The organism is Fibrella forsythiae (genome assembly GCF_017353175.1).
In the GTDB taxonomy this organism is placed as follows: Bacteria; Bacteroidota; Bacteroidia; order Cytophagales; family Spirosomataceae; genus Fibrella; species Fibrella forsythiae.
In genome coordinates this window covers 1,013,567-1,030,592 of record NZ_JAFMYW010000002.1, presented here as the reverse complement: position 1 = coordinate 1,030,592, position 17,026 = coordinate 1,013,567, and the positions used below count along the sequence as shown (strand labels likewise).

The window sequence follows — 17,026 nt, the reverse complement described above, 5'->3', positions numbered from 1 at the left end:
GAGCCTTACACTACTAGTGCAAAAAATCGGGCTGCTGGTAGGCCGGATTCGGGTACGTATAAAAACCTTCGCCGGTCAGTACGCCCAGTTTCCCCTGATCGATAAACCGTTCTTTCAGCGTCTGGGCAGCTCGTTGCAGAATTCGGTCGCCCGTCTTGTCGGCGTTCAGCTTGGTGATGTTATAGGCGGTTGTCAACCCCACCATATCATAAATGGCGAACGGACCTTTTGGAGCCCCCGTCGCCTTCATCCAGGTCTTATCAATGGTTTCGGGGTCGGCTATTCCTTTCAGATACAGTTCGAGCGCGGCGCGCAGAAAAGGCATCAGCAACGTATTGAGCACATACCCGGGTTGCTCTTTGTGAATGGGAATCGCGAGCATGCCAATTGCTTTCGCGAAGTCAACAACGGCATTGAACGTACCTGGGTCTGTGCCGGCATGCCCCATGATCTCGGCCGTGTTGTTCTTCCAGATTTCGTTGGCAAAATGCAACGCCAGAAAGCAATCGGGCCGACCGGTTTCCTTCGCAAATTGACTGGGCAGAAGTGTCGACGAGTTGGTGGCAAAAATGGTTTTAGCGGGGGCCACCTGTCCCAGCTCCAGGTAAAACTCCTTCTTCTGTTGCACATCTTCCGGAATGGCTTCAATGGCCAGATCGGCGTGGCGTACAGCCTCGGCCATCTCGCTCGAACAGGTCAGCCGTTGCAGAGTGGCATCTATTGCAGCTTGCGAGGCACCCAGATCACGCTTGTACAAGTCGCCTAGTTCCATAAACCGATGGCTGACTTTGTGGAGCTGATCGTTACTGATGTCGCAGATTGTTACGTTGAACTGGTGGAAAGCGGTTTGAAAAGCAATCTGGCTACCCAATACACCGGCGCCAAAAACCGTCACATGCTGAATGTCCATTACTCCGTTACACAGGTTGACTCCCCTACTTAACCCGCTACCTGCAGAGCAAATTTCGGGAGTCGTCAAAAAGTACGTGAACGGCCTTGTTACAGGTGCTTCGCTTTAAATCGGTACAGATAGGGAGCTTTGTGGGGCGTGCCAGCCCGGCGTTCAGACAGTCGTTCAAGTGCTCCCGAGCCAACTATCTTCTTGTAGAAATTGCGGGCATCGAGTGGGTAACCCAGAATGGTTTCGTACAGCCGTTGCAATTCCGGAATAGTAAACGTTTCGGGCAGTAAGTGGTTGATCGGCTGGTCTTCAATCTGCTTTCGGAGCGAGCCTAACGCCACGTTGATGATGTTGTTATGGTCGAACAGCAGGCTGGGTACGTTGTCGATAGGCCACCAGCAGCACTCATCGGTCATGAAATCGGGCGTGGGCACCACCTTCGAATGTTCTACCAGGGCGTAATAGCCAATGGAGATCGTCCGTTCCGACCACTTCACGGTCTGGATCGGCAGTTTCGTTCGTGCCCAGGTGTCGGCCTGATCGTAGCGATTGGCTTCTCCGAAAACGTGAAACTGCTGCAAATACAGCTTGTCGAGGCCTGTTCGCTCCTGCACCACGCGCTGCGCCGCCACGTCGACCGATTCCGCTTTCCGAATGAAGCCGCCCGGTAAGCTCCACTCCGTCGTATTCTTCCAGCGCAACAGCAACACCTTCAGCTGATTCTCGTGAAAGCCGAAGATCACCCCGTCGATGGAGAGGTAATGAATGCACTGTTCAGAAACCTCCTGATAGTAGCGAACCGCCGGATGGTTATAGTCGATCATAAAATTTTACAACAAAGACCGGTATGTATCGATCAACAAATCCTTCTTTACGTACTTTTGACGTAAAGGTATTGACTACACCTCGTTTACTCCTCCTTCTAACTATGCGTTCAATCCGCCTGCTCCTGTATGTATGCCTGCAGACCGCCGCTTTTTCTGCTTTCAGTGCCAAAGTAGACACGCTCGACGTACCCAGCAAAGTAATGAACCGAGCCATGCGCGCGGCGGTAGTGCTACCCGAGTCATATGCCAACCTAAAAAATACGCTGCCGGTGCTCTATCTACTTCACGGCGGTGGCGGTCAGTTCAGCGACTGGCTCAAACAAACGCCCGATAAGGCGCTCGTTCAGAAACTGGCCGATCAGTACAACCTCATTATTGTGATGCCCGAAGGCGACCGACTAAGCGGGTATCTGGACAGCCCGGTTCAGAAAGACAACCTGTTTGAAACGTACCTCACTAAAGAAGTCATCGACAAGATCGATAATACCTACCGTACCATCCGCGACCGCAAAGGCCGGGTCATCACGGGCCTGTCGATGGGCGGGCATGGAGCGCTATACCTGGCAACGCGCCACCCCGACCTGTATTGCGCGGCCGGCAGTATGAGCGGCGCGCTGGATCTGAATCAGGCCAATTGGCGGATAGCACCTGAGTTTGCCAAACAGATCGAGCCTCAGTTTACCCGCATCCTGGGCGCTCCCGGGTCAACACCCGATTACTACGCCGCCAACTCAGTGGTGAACATGGTGGATAAGCTGAAAGCGAACAAACTGCCTCTGATCATCGATTGTGGGGTGGATGATTTCCTGATCGAGCCAAATCGCGAGCTGCACCGGCGGCTGGTCTACGCCAAAGTAGAGCATGATTACACCGAACATCCGGGCGGCCACACCTGGGGCTACTAGCAGAACTCGCTGCCCTATCATATCCTGTTTTTTCAGAACGTATTGAAGTCAAATGGCTCATTGACCCAATAAATCATGCATAACTCATTCACGACCAAGCTCCTGCTCCTGGCGTTTAGCCTGCTGTTGACGTGTCCTCTCCTTGCCGCCAGGGTCGATACACTCGACGTACCCAGCAGCAGTATGGGCCGAACGCTCCGGGCCGCGGTTGTTCTTCCGGAGCGCTACAAAAAAGCCAAAAAACAAGCTTTCCCGGTTCTGTACCTGCTCCACGGCGGCTCAGGCGGCTTCCGCGACTGGCTGACCAAAACGCCCGACAAAACACTGCTTCACCGCCTGGCCGATCAATACAACATCATCATCGTAACACCGGATGGTGATCCAACGAGCTACTATTTCGATAGTCCACTGGTGAAAACCAGCCAGTTCGAGACGTTTATTTCGAAGGAGCTCGTTGATCGGATTGACAACACCTATCGCACCGTCCGCGATAAGAAAGGACGCGTCATTGCGGGCCTGTCGATGGGTGGTCACGGGGCCATGTTCATTGCCAGCCGCCACCCGGAACTGTACGCCGCCGTGGGTAGCATGAGTGGTGTTATGAACATCAATACGGCAACCTGGAAAGTACCGGCCGACTTCGCCAAATCACGCGCCGAGAACCTGGCCCGGTTGTTAGGTCCGCCGAAAAACGGCGACGCGCCGTATCCGGGCTTTACGATGGTGACCCTGGCCGATCAGCTCAAAGCCAATAAGCTTCCGTTGATACTGGATATCGGCGTAGATGATTTTCTGATCGAAGGCAACCGGGATTTACACCGTCAGCTAATGGCCAACCAAACGCCGCACGACTATACCGAACGCCCCGGTGCGCATACCTGGGATTACTGGGAAAATTCGCTGCCGTATCACCTGCTCTTCTTCCATAAAATTCTGACCGCCAATCAGGTTACCGTTCTTTAATTATACACATGAAAACTACAATCGGTCTATTCAGCGCCGCTTTCGTTACCCTGCTCGGCATAGCTGCGTTTACAACCGTCGCGAAGGAGTTTGACCCGGTAAAAATTGACGGTGGACTGGTGTCAGGTACGTTCAACGCGGCCGGCGACATCCGTATTTTCCGGGGAATTCCCTTTGCGGCCCCACCCGTTGGCAACCTTCGCTGGAAAGCACCGCAACCCGTGAAACCGTGGACGGGCGTTCGGAAATGCGATGCGTTTGGTCCAAGCCCTATGCAGGGTACACCCAGTCCGTTTGGCCCCTGGAGCGCGGAGTACCTCATTGCGAAAGAACCGATCAGCGAAGATTGCCTCTACCTGAACGTATGGACCGGCGCTAAGTCAGCCACGGAGAAACGGCCTCAGGAACGCCTGCCGGTCCTCCTGTGGATTTACGGCGGCGGATTCGGGAGTGGTGGCGGTAATGTACCGATCTACGACGGCGAGGCAACCGCTCAAAAAGGTGTTATTCTCGTGAGTGCCAACTACCGGGTGGGGCCATTCGGCTTCTTCGCACACCCTGAGTTGACCAAAGAGTCGGGGCAGAACGCGTCGGGTAATTACGGGCTGATGGATCAGATCGCGGCTCTCCGCTGGGTGAAGCAGAACATCGCGCAGTTTGGCGGTGACCCCAACAACGTCACCATCGCCGGTCAGTCGGCCGGGTCGATGAGCGTCAATTGCCTGGTGGCTTCGCCATTGGCAAAAAACCTGTTCACCAAAGCCATTGCCGAGAGCGGAGCCAGTCTGGCCCGGCCCATGTCTACGCTGGCGCAGGCTGAAGAAAGCGGCATGAAGGTGATGCAGACAATGGGTACGTCGTCGCTGGCGGAACTGAGGGCCAAATCAGCCGCCGAGATTTTGCAGAAAGGCCAGGGCAGTGTGCGCGGCCCCATTGTTGACGGGTACGTGATTCCGCAGCCGATGGCCGAGTTGTTCAGGGCGGGTCACCAAAACAAGGTTACGCTACTGACGGGTTGGAACGAAGATGAAGGCATGTCGTTTAGTCCGCCCAAGAACGCGGTCGACTATAAACGACAAATCAGGCAGCAATATGGTGCCGACGGCGAAACGATGCTGGTTCATTATCCGGGCGAGACCGACGCACAGGCAGCAACGTCGCAGAATAACCTCTCGCGCGATCAGATCTTCGGTGCCCAGAACTACGGCTGGGCTAACCTGGAGAGTGGGCAAGGGAAAAAGGTCTATGTCTATCGGTTCACCCGGAAGTTACCCGCCACGGGTGAATACGCCCGATACGGTGCGTTTCATACCGGTGAAGTGGCCTATGCTTACGACAACCTTAAATTCATCGACAAGCAGCTTCGCCCACTCAACGCAACCGACGACGAACTGGCTAGAACGATGTCGACCTACTGGGTCAACTTCATTAAAACGGGTAATCCTGACGGCAAAGGCGTGCCGCACTGGCCTGCCTATTCAGTTTCCGACAAGCAAATCATGATGTTGGGCGACAAGGTGCAAGCCCAAACCCTCACCGACGCCGCCTCGCTCGATTTCCTGTTTGGCCTGATGAGCAGGAAATAAGGAGCGTAAGTAATCTAGCTCGCGAAGCAACACATACTAACCCTAGTCCATTAGACACCTATTACTTAACAAACCCCTACTCACAGTACTTACTTCCCCCAAATCAATGAAAACGCAATCAATCCTGGTCTCACTGGCCATTCTGGCGTTGCCGCTACTGACCGTTGGGCAGACGGCAAAAATGGCGCAAACGCCCGTTATGGCGGGTAAAGACATTGCCGTTGTACCAACTGAATCAGGCAGAGTGAAAGGCTATATTCACAATGGCACGTTTACCTTCAAAGGCATTCCGTATGCCAAAGCCGACCGGTTTCTGGCGCCTGCCAAGCCCACTTCCTGGACAGGCGTACGTAGCTCGATGACCTACGGCCCCGTTTGCCCGATGGACGCTACCACGAGCACCAATGATGAAATTGAGTTTCCGTTTCATCACGACTGGGGCTACACCAACGAAAACTGCCTGAGTCTGAACGTCTGGACGCCCGAGATCAATCAGGCCAAGAAACGCCCCGTTATGGTGTGGTTCCACGGCGGCGGCTTCACGGCGGGCTCGTCGGTCGAATTGCCTTCGTATGATGGCGAGAACCTGACCAAAAAAGGCGATGTGGTAGTCGTAACGGTCAATCACCGCCTGAACGTGCTCGGCTTTCTGGACCTGTCGGCCTACGGCGATAAATACAAAAATTCGGCGAACGCGGGTCTGATGGACCTGGTAGCGTCGCTGCAATGGGTAAAAGCCAACATTGCCCAGTTTGGTGGCGATCCCGATAACGTAACCATCTTCGGCCAGTCGGGCGGCGGTGGTAAGGTGACCAGCCTCATGAACGCACCATCGGCCAAAGGGTTGTTCCACAAAGCCATTGTGCAAAGCGGTAGCTACATCACCACATTCGCCGAAAAAGACATCATGCAAAAAGTCAGTGCGGCGCTGCTCGACGAGTTGAAACTGCAACCCAGTCAGGTCGATTCGTTGCAGACTATTTCGTACGAACGCCTGAATGCCGCCAGCAAAAAAGCCCTCCGCAAAGTGGGTGAAAGCCTGAAGGCTGAAAACCGCCCTGCTTTCGGACTAGGCTGGGGGCCTGTCCACGACGGCACGTTCCTCCCCTACCAGCCGTCTGAACCCGCCGCTTTAGCGTTATCGAAAAACATTCCGCTGCTGGTCGGCTCCACCAAAACCGAGTTCGGTCCATTTAGTCCGGCCAACCGGCCATCGGACATGGATATCGCCAAAGCCAGCCTGAAACAACGGATGGGCGACAAGACTGACACGTACCTGACGGCGGTTAAAAGAGCGTATCCAGAGACTGTGCAACCAGCCGATTTCGTAAACATCGACATCAATTTCCGGGCGGGAGCCATTCGTCAGGGCAGTCAGAAAGCGGCCGTTGCCGGGGCTGCTCCTGTTTACATGTATCTGTTCTCGTGGGCATCGCCGGTAAACGATGGCCTCTATAAATCGATGCACTGCATGGAAATTCCGTTTGCGTTCGACAACATCAGCCGGTGTGAAGAAATGACCGGCGGCGGAAAAGAAGCCCATACCCTGGCCGATAAAATGAGCCGCGCCTGGGTCGCCTTCGCCCGTACCGGCAATCCCAACCACAAAGGATTACCAACCTGGCCGCAATACAACGCCGAGAATGGGGCCACCATGATTTTCGACAATGTAAACCAGGTCAAAAACCACCACGACAAGGAGTTGCTGGAAGCAGCGCTTGGCAAATCGATGTAATTGAGCGGTGCTTTGTACTGCTTGGCCTGCGTAGGCTGACGCAGGCCAAGCAGTACAAAGCACCCGTTAACCCATTCCCAACATACCTATGAACCACCTACTTACGTTATTGACGCTTGTTTGCTTATCTACCAACGCCAAACCTGCGCTGGAGGAAAAATTCACCAAAGCCAGTGATATTGTCTGGGCGTCGCCCAACGGGTTTAACCTGACCATGGACATTTACACGCCGAATACGGGCAAGGCAAGCTATCCGGTCATTGTTATGTTTCACGGGGGCGGCTGGCTGATCAACAACAAGAGTATCATGGACGAGCCGGCGGCGTATCTGGCCAGCCACTCCGATTATGTGGTGTGCAATGTGAATTATCGGCTGCTAGTCGACCAGAACAACACGGTGAAGATGAACGACATCGTGAACGATGTATTCGGGGCGGTGCTCTGGGTGAAAGACAACATCAGCAAGTACAAGGGCAAACCCGGTCAGCTCATCGTTACCGGCGACAGTGCGGGTGGCCATCTGGCAACGATGGTGGCGTTGCAGGGTAATAACCTGGAATCGGATGGTTTTCAAGGCAATACCCTTGGTTTCACGCCAACGTACCTACCCAAAGGCAAAACGGCCGAGCAGGTAGCCAAAGCAAACGGACTGGCCGTTCAGGCAGCGCTGATCAGTTATGGCGCATTCGATCTGTATGGCAGTGCGCTCGGTGGCTTCGAAAAAGAAAGCAACATCTTCTGGAGCATGGGCAAGGCCAAAGCCAGAGGCATTTTCGGCAACGGTATCAATCCGACCGACAACCCCGCTCCCTACAAACAGGTATCGCCGCTGTACACCATTCCGAAAGCCAGCGAGCGCAAACTGCCGCCTATGCTGTTCACGGTTGGTTCGAAAGATAACCTGACCACTCCGGCGTCGATCGAAGCATTTATGGCCAAATTGAAAGAAGCCGGGCACACTAACTTCGAGTATTGGGTGCACGAAGGTCGCCCCCATGCCTTTCTGGATTCGGGGTCGAACCAGTTTCTGGGCACCAGCTTTCAGAAAGACGCCCCCCCGGCCCTCGACCGGATGATCGCGTTTTTGAATAAGATCTTCTACTGAGCACGCACCCAGCCAACCCTCCCGTACGATGCTCTCGTTCTTCGGTTTCGCCACCATTAGCCTTTTCCTGGCACTGATTATCACCAAACGATTATCCGTTATGACGGCGCTGGTACTGGTGCCGCTGGTCATGGGTCTGTTGGCTGGCTTTGGCCCCAGGGAACTGGGCGAGATGATTCTGACGGGGATCAAACAGGTGGCTCCTACGGGCATACTGCTCATGTTTGCGGTGCTCTATTTCGCCACCATGCTCGACGCGGGCTTGTTCGATCCGATTATTGCTGCTATCATCCGCTACGTAAAAGGTGACCCGCTCAAAGTCATCGTGGGAACAGCTATTCTGACGATGGTCGTCCACCTCGACGGCGACGGAACGGCTACGTTTATGATCGTGATGTCGGCGTTTCTGCCCATCTACCGGCAACTGAACATCAACAGGCTCATCCTGCCCGGCATCGTGGCCCTGAGCGTAGGGCCGTTGCACCTCGTTCCCTGGTCAGGTACGTCGGCACGGGCGATCTCAACGCTCAAGACCGACGCCACCCAGTTGTTCAACCCGAACATACCGGCCATTCTGGCGGGCATCTGCTGGGTGTTGTTTGTGGCCTACTGGTTCGGTCTGAAAGAGCGTAAACGGCTGGGCATCATCGATCTGAACTACGTTCACCACGATAACCTGACCGACGAACAGCGGCAGTTCCGGCGGCCCAAGTTATTCTGGATCAACGCCGTACTGACGGTTGGCCTTATTGTGACATTGATGAAAGGCTGGGTACCGGCCCCGGTGTTATTTGTCGTGGCTGCGATGGTGGCTCTGCTGATCAACTATCCCCGCCTGCCCGACCAGCAGAAAGTGCTCAAAAGCCACGGAAACAACATTTTCATGGTATCGAGCATGATTTTCGCCGCGGGAGTTTTCTCGGGCATACTGACGGGCTCGAAAATGATCGAGGCTATGGCAACGTCGCTGATCTCGCTCATTCCGCAACAACACGCAACCTGGATTCCGACCATCACGGCCGTTACGAGCCTGCCCGCGAGCCTGCTCTTTACGCCTGATGCCTATTACTTTGGGGTCGTACCGATTCTGAGTCAAACCGCCACTCAATTCGGCATCGACCCACTCGAAATTGGCCGCGCCGCACTACTGGGGCAGATGACGGTTGGCTTTCCGGTCAGTCCGCTTACTGCCTCTACGTTTTTGCTGGTCGGCCTCGCCGAGGTTGATCTGGGCGATCATCAGAAATTCATCCTGAAATGGGCATTCGGCACCACCCTCGTCATGACACTCGCCGCATTACTCACGGGATCAATTCACTTATAAATCCTCTCAAAAAGCTCCTCCCCTTGTTTAAGGGGAGGGGTATGGGGTGGGGTAAAAACGATGAAAAAAACCATCAGAATTGGGTGTGGGGCTGGCTTTTCCGGCGATCGGCTCGACCCGGCAATGGTGCTGGTTCAGCAAGGTCAACTGGATTACCTCGTGCTGGAATGCCTGGCCGAGCGGACCATTGCCCTCGCTCAGAAACGTAAACGGCAAGACCCGACCCAAGGCTTCGACCCGCTGCTGGAACGCCGTATCGAAGCCCTCCTCCCCCACTTACTGGCCAACAACGTTCGGTTGATCACCAACATGGGGGCCGCTAATCCGTTGGCGGCGGCTCATAAGATCATCGAGATTGCCAATCGCCTGGATCTGTCCGTATCGGTGGCCGCCGTGACTGGCGACGATGTGTTCGACCAGTTATCGGGTAACGAAACGTCCCTGGAAACGAGCAAGCCGTTGGCCGAATCAGGTACGTTGCTGTCGGCCAATGCCTATCTCGGCACCGACGCTATTTTACCCGCCCTCGCCACAGAGGCCAACATTATCATTACAGGCCGGGTGGCTGATCCGTCGTTGTTCGTGGCTCCACTCGCGCATGCATTTGGCTGGTCGCTGGCCGATGCCAATCAGATGGGGCAGGCAACCGTAATTGGTCATTTGCTGGAATGCGCGGGTCAACTAACGGGCGGTTACTTCGCCGATCCCGGCCGGAAGGACGTACCTGATCTTGCCCATTTGGGCCATCCGTTTGCCGATGTGTCGCCTGATGGCACAGCCGTGTTCGGGAAAGTGGCCGGGACGGGTGGTGTTTTGAGTCTGGCAACGGCCAAAGAGCAGCTCTTGTACGAAGTGATGGACCCCAGCTGCTACATTACGCCCGACGTGATTGCTGATTTCACGCAGGTCCGTCTGGAACAGACAGGCCCCGACCAGGTGCGTGTTACGGGCGGGCGGGGTACGTTACGCCCCGACACGCTGAAGGTTAGCGTTGGCTACGATGCCGGCCACATTGGCGAAGGCGAAATCTCGTATGCCGGGTCAAATGCGCTGAGCCGCGCCAAGTTGGCCGGATCCATCATTCAGGAACGACTGGGCCATCAGTTCACCGACCTCCGAATCGACTACATCGGCAGCACATCGGTGCATCGAACCAGTTTCGGAACGTACCCGGACCCATACGAAATCCGGCTTCGGGTAGCGGGGAAAGCCATTACGGTCAAACAGGCAGCCTTGGTAGGCGAAGAAGTGGAAGCCCTTTATACAAACGGCCCGGCAGGTGGCGGTGGTGCTCGCAAATACATTCACGAAGTAGTCGGCATCGTATCGACGCTCTTACCACGTACCCAGGTTCAACCAATGATTAGCGTATTGAATAGCGAACGACTGAAAGGGTGATTTGTGGAAGAGCGAGTGGCGAATGAGCGAATTTCACAAATCACCCTTTCACAAATCACTCTTTCACTCGTTTCCTATTCACCCTTTCACTATTTCGCCATTCACTCTTTCCCATGAAACTCTACGACATTGCCCACAGCCGGGCGGGCGATAAAGGTAATACCCTGACCCTGTCGCTCATTCCGTATGACCCCGACAATTACCCGCGATTATTGAAAGCCGTAACGGCTGAAGCGGTGAAAAAGCACCTGCACGCCCTGGTCGAAGGCGACGTATTGCGCTACGAATTACCCAACCTGCCCGCCCTTCAATTCGTCTGTCAGCAGGCACTGACGGGCGGTGTAACGACTTCGCTCACGATGGATACGCATGGCAAGAGCCTCAGCTATGCCTTGCTGGAAATGTGGATAGAGGACTGACACGTCCATCCGTGTTATCGCAGACAGCCTAGACCTGCTTGTTGCATCAGATCAGCTGTTGAATGCCTGTATATCGTATATTGAGTGGCATTTCATACAACCTGATGTTTACATATGATACGGATCGCTACGTTCTTCGTCTGCTTCTTCCTCACAAACTCGCTCTTTGCGCAAACCACCAAACGCCCGCTTACTGCCGCTGATTACGATCGATGGGAAAGCGTTCGATCAGAAAACTTAAGCCGGGATGGCCGCTGGATCGCCTATCAAATTGATCCTCAAGACGGTAACGGTCGGCTCGAAGTGGCCGACGTCTCGCGCAAGTCAGCCATTCGCCAATTTCCACGTGGGTATATGGCCCAGTTTACGCCTGATAGCCGGTACTTAGTCATGCGTCTGAAAGTGCCCGTTGCCGACACGCGAAAGGCCAAACTGAAAAAGAAAAAAGCCGACGAAATGCCCAAAGACAGCCTGCTGGTGCTGACCCTGGCGACGGGCGAAACCAGAAAGCTGCCCAACGTAAAGTCATTTATGCTTGGAAAAGATGCCGGTTCGTGGCTGGCTGTGTTGCAGGACGCCAATGCACCGAAGCTGGTGTCCGAAGCGAAACCAACGTCGAAAAAAGATACGCTGCTACCTACGCAACCGGTATCGACTACGACCGTGGCGGGCAGAAAAGGGCCAGCGAAAAAGCCCAAAGGCGATGATCTGGTCCTCCTGAACATGGCCGACGGCACGCGCCGTACGGTGACTTTTGTCTCGAACGTGACCATGTCAGACAACGGACAAACGGTGTTTTACAGCCGCGAGTCAGCACGTGATTCATTGAAAGCGGGTGAAGCCTTTATGCCCGGCGTGTTTGTCTTCAGTACGGCTACTAGCCAGACGATGCTCGTTGACAGCAGTTCGAAGATTAAACTCTACAAAGGGCTGGCTGTTGACAAACAGGGTAAGCAACTCGCCTGGATGACCTCGGCCGACAGCGCCGGGGCTGACGTGCGCATCTTCTCGCTCCGCTACAAAAACCTGGCACCCGCGCCCGTTGCCGCCAAGGGAAAACGCAGCAAACCTGCCGTTGCCGAAGGCCCTTACCGAATTCTGCTCGACACGCTCAACAACCCGCTCCCCAATCGCTGGACGGCTAATGAGTTCAGGGAGCCGAAATTCTCGGACGATGGTACCCGACTCTATTTCTCGACCTCACCCATTGGCATCAAACCGATTAAAGACACGCTGACACCCGACGACGAGAAGGTAAAGATGGACGTCTGGAGCTGGACCGACAACCGCCTGCAACCGATGCAGCAGAAGCGGCTCAAGGAAGAAAAAGAGCGCGGGTTCCTGACCGTCGCTGATCTGGCGCCCAACAGCACTACGTTCGGTCGATTAGCCCTGCTCGCCAACCGCGAAATTCCGACGGTGAACTTCGACCCGAAAGTAAATACGCGTTATCTGCTGGGAGTAAGCGACTTACCGTATCAGGTGCAATCATCGTGGGACCCCGGCCACACGGACCTGTACCTGATTGATACCAAAACGGGTGAAAAGAAGCGGATTGCCAACGACATCATGGCGTCGGAAACGCGCCTGTCGCCGGGCGGTACCTACGCCTACTGGTTCGACGAGCGCGATTCACTGTGGCGAGCCTGGTCGATTGCCGACAACAAGCGACTTGACCTGACGCGCGGCTTACCCAGCAAGTTCTTCGACGAAGAGCATGACACCCCAAACCTGCCCGGTTCCTACGGACTGGCCGGCTGGACGACTGGCGATAAATACATCTGGCTCTACGACCGCTACGACATCTGGCAGATTGACCCGACTGGCCGCGAGAAACCCAGAAATCTGACTAATGGCTGGGGCCGTACCAATAAAGTACGCCTGCGCCGCGCCGATCTGGACCCCGACGAGAAAGCCATTGACCCGAAAGACGACCTGTGGCTCACGGGTATCTGGGAAAGCGACAAACATACTGGCATACTGAAAGCGACCCCACCCGCTAAAGGTGCCGTAGACATTGGTATTGTGGCCAACAGCGCCCATCGGTATGCCGGTTTGGCCAAAGCGAAGAACGCAAAGACCATGACGTTTTACCGGGGCAATTTCAAGGAATCCACCAACCTCTTCCTGACCGATACCACCTTCGCTACGCCTGTGCAGCTGACGAAAACGAACCCGCAGCAGGATAGCATCAGCTGGGGTAGCGTTGAACTGGTGAAGTGGGTTGGCACGAATGGGACACCGCTCGAAGGACTGCTGTTTAAACCAGAAGAAATTCAGGAAGGCCCTACGGGTGCGCCTAAGAACAAAAAGTACCCGATGCTGACGTACTTCTATGAGCGTAACGCCGAAACGCTGAACGATTACCGGGCTCCATCGCCCAGCCGCTCAACGATCAACATTCCGTATTGCGTATCGAATGGCTACGCGGTGTTTGTGCCGGATATCGTTTACACCACTGGTCAGCCTGGACCGAACGCCTACGACTGCATTGTTCCGGGGGTGCTGAAACTGCTCGAACGCGGCTACATTGACCGGGCGCGGCTGGGCATTCAGGGGCAAAGCTGGGGTGGTTACCAGACGGCCTACATCATTACGCGGACCAACCTGTTCAGAGCCGCTGAAGCAGGCGCTGCCGTGGCCAACATGACATCGGCCTACGGTGGTATCCGGTGGGAAACGGGTGTTGTCCGTCAGTTCCAGTATGAAAAAACACAAAGCCGAATTGGTGGTACCCTCTGGGACAAGCCGATGAACTACATCGAAAACTCACCGCTGTTCTTCGCCAATCGCGTGGAAACCCCGTTGATGCTGATGCATAATGATGCCGATGGCGCTGTGCCCTGGCAGCAGGGAATTGAGTTTTTCACGGGCCTGCGTCGCCTGAACAAGCCCGTCTGGATGGTGGTGTATAACGGAGAAGGTCATAACCTTACGGCCCGGCATAACGCCAAAGACCTGAGCATCCGCATGTATCAGTTCTTCGATCATTACCTGAAAGACGCGCCCATGCCCGCCTGGATGAAAGATGGCCGCACCGCCGTTGAAAAAGACCGGGGCGACATGAAGTACTAAAAGGCTGGAGATTCCGCCTTAAAAAGTGCCCTGTTTAGTAGCAGAGAACGTCAACCGTCTGCCACTAAACAGGGCACTTTATGTTAGGCAATTTGTACGGCTACTTCGTAATAGTCAACCACGGGCTGACCCGCAAAGTAAGGCTTCATATTCTTCAGTACATCCTGCAGAAACCCGTTTGATTCAGCAGCCGTTCGGTTTTCTTCCGAATCCCAGAGCGTGACCATCAGGCAACGATTATTTGTTGAATCAACCAAAAATCGGCTGTTTTTGAAGCCCTGATGTTTCTTGAGGGCTGGCCCTACCGACTCGCGGAAGTAATCAGTGGCTTTGGCGATAGCATCAGGTAACAGAGGCACCTGAACAATTCGTGCATACATAATGAACAGCGTTTACGGGTACAATGATTTGGTCCTCTGGTTCAGGTAGCATGCCTTTGGCGACCCACCAGTCAAAACAGAAGTGAGTGTATCGGGTAGCCTACTTTGCCGATCAATAAATAGGGGAAATCCATCCGTTTTACCGGTGGCCATCGTCTATCGTCCAGGTCACTGTACCAGAAACTGCGTTGGCAATGCCCCGAACGACACGTATTATTGTGCATGATTCGCCTGTCCCGCTCACTACCTGGTTTATGCTTGTTTGGCTTGATGTTGTTTGGTTGCCAGGCGAAAAAGCCGACAGAAGCGCCCCCCGACATCGAGCTTAAGCCTGCGGTAGCGGCGTTGACCAAAACAGGCTATCAGCCCGGCGATTCGGTTACGATTCAGCTTAGTCAGCCGCTCCACCAGTTATCCGTTTTCTGGGACGGGGCAGTTTTACTGATGAAGACAGTGGCTACAGACAGTATTCGCATCGTCGCTACGGGTAATACGGTTGGGCGTCATCAGCTCGTTGTGCAAGGTTTGTCAGCCAACAAAGAGCGAAGGGCTGATACCCTCTCCGTTGATCTTTGGTCGGACGTAACACCGCAGAAACTGACGTATGCCTTGCTGCAAACGTACCCACACCAGACCAGCAGCTTTACTCAGGGCCTCGAATTCGATCAGGGGACGCTGTATGAAGGGACAGGCTTGAACGGGCAGTCCAAACTCATGAAAGTCGATCTTAAAACCGGCACCATCCAGCAATCTGTATCGCTACCGGAGCAGCATTTTGGCGAAGGCATTACGGTGGTCGGCAATCACGTGTATCAACTGACCTGGACGTCGGGGCAGTGCTTTCGGTATACCAAAGACCTAGTGCAGGATAACAGCTTCGCCTACCACACCCAGGGTTGGGGTCTTACGCACCGAGACACCACGCTGATCATGAGCGATGGTTCTAACCGACTTGTTTTCTATACCCCTACCCTGCAACGAACGGGTGAGTTAGCCGTTTATGACAACAACGGGCCGGTAGTGAATCTCAACGAACTGGAGTACGTTAATGGCTACGTGCTGGCCAATGTATGGCAAACGAACCGGATCGTCCAGATTGATCTGGCAACGGGAAAAGTAGTGGGTGAACTAGTAATGGATGCCATCCTGCCCGCTGGTGTCAACACAAGAGAGAACGTGCTCAATGGCATTGCCTACCGCCTGGAAGAAGGCGCTTTATACGTGACCGGCAAAAACTGGCCGTCGTTGTTCAAGCTAAAAGTCAACGGATTACAAAAAGCAAGAAAAGGCGCTACGATCCAGTAGTATAAGGCATTAGGTACGTTGTTCCGCGCGTCATAGACAGCAACGCATCCTATTGGATTTGGCGCTTGAAAAAAGCGAGTGCTTCCAGATGCACGTCGATATCGTTGGGGTAATCGTGCTTGCCACCGTTCACTTTTAACAACACGATTTCGGGCTTGCCTTTTTCTTTGTACATATAACGTTCAACAATTTTGCCGTCGTTCGGGTCGGTGTCAGGCACATTCTCCATTGTTGGCTTCCCCTGGTAGTGAGCCAGATTAGCCCAATAAGCCAGCGTTCTGTCCGTCGATCGTACAGCCCCCATGTTCATATTTTTGCCCAGCACCACCACGCCGCCGTTGTAGGGGTTCGTAGTATCGTCGGTACCGTTAATGATCATGACGGGTACTGCCTTGCCAGCCGGTTCACAATCCAGATTCGTTGTGTCGGGCAGGTTGGCAATAATGGCCGTGATAGCCCGGAAGGCGCGCGGCATGGTCAGGGCCAGTTTGTAGGCCATATGCCCGCCACCCGACGTACCCACGGCAAACACGTGTTTCGTATCGACGCTGTACCGCTTCCTGAAATACTGGATCATCCCGTCGAAAAACGCCTGCTCGTTCACGTTTTCTACGTTGGCCTGCGCCGGTGACGACTTTCGACACTCATTCCAGTAGCGTTTGTAGCCGCTTGGATAAACCACCAGCGTATTCTCGTTAGCCGCCTGCTGATCCATTTTCACGGCCGCTTTCATCATGTCACGCCCATTCCCACCCGATCCGTGCAGTACAAACACCAGGCTCGGTTTTCGGAAGGTATCCGGTGGTTTGTTGAAATAAAACGTCCGGTAATTTCCCTCAACCAAAATCGAATCGCTGAGCACCTGTGCGTTAGCAATGATAGAAACGGATAATAGCAGAGCCAGAGCAAGTGTAAGTCGGATCATGATTTATAGTGAGTAAGTCCAGGATTGAGTTAGCGTATTGCTGACGCGCGTCCCTTCGATAGGCTCAGGGTGACAACTCACATCCAAATGTTCATGATGAACCTGAGTGGGAGTGGTCCGCCACCCCGATGTCACCCTGAGCTTGTCGAAGGGACGCGCGAAAGTAATACGCTATGTA

At 54.4% G+C, this 17,026-nt stretch carries 14 protein-coding genes; 10 read left to right on the top strand and 4 right to left on the bottom strand.

The window, feature by feature from the left end; genetic code table 11:
* Positions 1 to 13 precede the first annotated feature (13 nt).
* Positions 14 to 910: a 3-hydroxyacyl-CoA dehydrogenase gene (locus J2I46_RS10300; protein WP_207328913.1), complete on the bottom strand. Its 897-nt coding sequence runs from the start codon at positions 908 to 910 to the stop codon at positions 14 to 16.
* A gap of 89 nt (positions 911 to 999) precedes the next feature.
* The gene (locus J2I46_RS10295; protein ID WP_207328912.1) at positions 1,000 to 1,725 is read right to left on the bottom strand and encodes an NUDIX hydrolase; all 726 of its coding nucleotides are present in this window, start codon (positions 1,723 to 1,725) and stop codon (positions 1,000 to 1,002) included.
* 104 nt (positions 1,726 to 1,829) lie between these two features.
* On the opposite strand from J2I46_RS10295, the gene J2I46_RS10290 reads away from it, so the two are divergent.
* The 9 genes from J2I46_RS10290 to J2I46_RS10250 all read left to right on the top strand — a co-directional run bounded on the left by J2I46_RS10290 (position 1,830) and on the right by J2I46_RS10250 (position 14,238).
* Positions 1,830 to 2,633, top strand: a complete 804-nt coding sequence (locus tag J2I46_RS10290; protein WP_207328911.1) for an alpha/beta hydrolase — start codon at positions 1,830 to 1,832, stop codon at positions 2,631 to 2,633.
* A gap of 75 nt (positions 2,634 to 2,708) precedes the next feature.
* A complete protein-coding gene (locus J2I46_RS10285; protein ID WP_207328910.1) occupies positions 2,709 to 3,596 on the top strand; it encodes an alpha/beta hydrolase in 888 nt (295 codons plus the stop codon).
* Between the two features lie 8 nt (positions 3,597 to 3,604).
* On the top strand, positions 3,605 to 5,182 hold the full coding sequence (locus J2I46_RS10280; RefSeq protein WP_207328909.1) for a carboxylesterase/lipase family protein: 1,578 nt from the start codon (positions 3,605 to 3,607) through the stop codon (positions 5,180 to 5,182).
* Positions 5,183 to 5,288: 106 nt separating this feature from the next.
* Positions 5,289 to 6,917 carry a carboxylesterase/lipase family protein gene (locus tag J2I46_RS10275; protein WP_207328908.1) on the top strand — a complete coding sequence of 543 codons (1,629 nt, stop codon included), beginning with the start codon at positions 5,289 to 5,291 and terminating at the stop codon, positions 6,915 to 6,917.
* 88 nt (positions 6,918 to 7,005) lie between these two features.
* A complete protein-coding gene (locus J2I46_RS10270; protein WP_207328907.1) occupies positions 7,006 to 8,022 on the top strand; it encodes an alpha/beta hydrolase in 1,017 nt (338 codons plus the stop codon).
* A 28-nt stretch (positions 8,023 to 8,050) separates the two neighbouring features.
* A complete protein-coding gene (locus tag J2I46_RS10265; protein ID WP_207328906.1) occupies positions 8,051 to 9,346 on the top strand; it encodes a CitMHS family transporter in 1,296 nt (431 codons plus the stop codon).
* 60 nt (positions 9,347 to 9,406) lie between these two features.
* A complete protein-coding gene (locus J2I46_RS10260) occupies positions 9,407 to 10,744 on the top strand; it encodes an acyclic terpene utilization AtuA family protein (RefSeq protein ID WP_207328905.1) in 1,338 nt (445 codons plus the stop codon).
* 113 nt (positions 10,745 to 10,857) lie between these two features.
* Positions 10,858 to 11,163 (top strand): AtuA-related protein, encoded by a 306-nt coding sequence (locus J2I46_RS10255; RefSeq protein WP_207328904.1) that lies wholly within the window; start codon positions 10,858 to 10,860, stop codon positions 11,161 to 11,163.
* Positions 11,164 to 11,277: 114 nt separating this feature from the next.
* Positions 11,278 to 14,238 carry a S9 family peptidase gene (locus J2I46_RS10250; RefSeq protein ID WP_207328903.1) on the top strand — a complete coding sequence of 987 codons (2,961 nt, stop codon included), beginning with the start codon at positions 11,278 to 11,280 and terminating at the stop codon, positions 14,236 to 14,238.
* Between the two features lie 83 nt (positions 14,239 to 14,321).
* On the opposite strand, the gene J2I46_RS10245 is transcribed toward J2I46_RS10250, so the two are convergent.
* A complete protein-coding gene (locus J2I46_RS10245) occupies positions 14,322 to 14,618 on the bottom strand; it encodes an antibiotic biosynthesis monooxygenase family protein (protein ID WP_207328902.1) in 297 nt (98 codons plus the stop codon).
* Positions 14,619 to 14,840: 222 nt separating this feature from the next.
* On the opposite strand from J2I46_RS10245, the gene J2I46_RS10240 reads away from it, so the two are divergent.
* Positions 14,841 to 15,923: a glutaminyl-peptide cyclotransferase gene (locus J2I46_RS10240; RefSeq protein WP_229379676.1), complete on the top strand. Its 1,083-nt coding sequence runs from the start codon at positions 14,841 to 14,843 to the stop codon at positions 15,921 to 15,923.
* Positions 15,924 to 15,972: 49 nt separating this feature from the next.
* Here J2I46_RS10240 and J2I46_RS10235 read toward each other — a convergent pair whose 3' ends face one another.
* Entirely contained in the window at positions 15,973 to 16,848 is an 876-nt protein-coding gene (locus J2I46_RS10235; RefSeq protein ID WP_207328901.1) for a CE1 family esterase, read from the bottom strand.
* Positions 16,849 to 17,026: the final 178 nt, after the last annotated feature.